The sequence below is a fragment of the Micromonospora sp. M51 genome (assembly GCF_018070305.1).
In the GTDB taxonomy this organism is placed as follows: domain Bacteria; phylum Actinomycetota; class Actinomycetes; order Mycobacteriales; family Micromonosporaceae; genus Micromonospora; species Micromonospora parva.
On sequence record NZ_JAGPXZ010001477.1, the window covers coordinates 1 to 494 of the forward strand.

The 494-nt window shown below is 74.3% G+C and carries 1 pseudogene; it reads left to right on the forward strand.

From position 1 onward, the window contains the following. Positions 1-494, forward strand: a pseudogene (locus tag KBX53_RS35540) (ATP-dependent DNA ligase); the annotation flags it as partial.

The window sequence follows — 494 nt, forward strand, 5'->3', positions numbered from 1 at the left end:
CCAGCTTCCCGATGGCCGGCGGTCTGTTCGCGGGGCCGGCCGCTGTCGGTGATCAGGGTCCGCCCCGGCCAGCCGCCGTTCATGCAGAAGAACCTGCCCCGGTACACCCCGGACTGGGTCCGCCGGGCAGCGGTCTGGGCGGAGGCGTCGCACCGGGAGATCTCGTACGCCCTCTGCGACGACCGCCGCACCCTGCTCTGGTTCGCCAACCAGCGGGCGGTGGAGTTCCACCCGACGCTGGCCACCACGGCGGATCTGCACCGCCCGACCCACCTGGTCCTCGACCTCGACCCGCCGGACGGCGACGGGTTCCGCGCGGCTGTCGACGCGGCCCTGCTGGTGCGCCAGGCGCTCGCCGACGCCGGTCTGACCGGTGCCGTCAAGACCAGCGGCGCCAAGGGGGTGCACGTCTTCGTGCCGGAGACCGACGAGCCAACGGCCGAGGAGTTGGCAGCCGCCACCAGGGCGCTCGCCGTCCGCGCGGACCGGCTCGA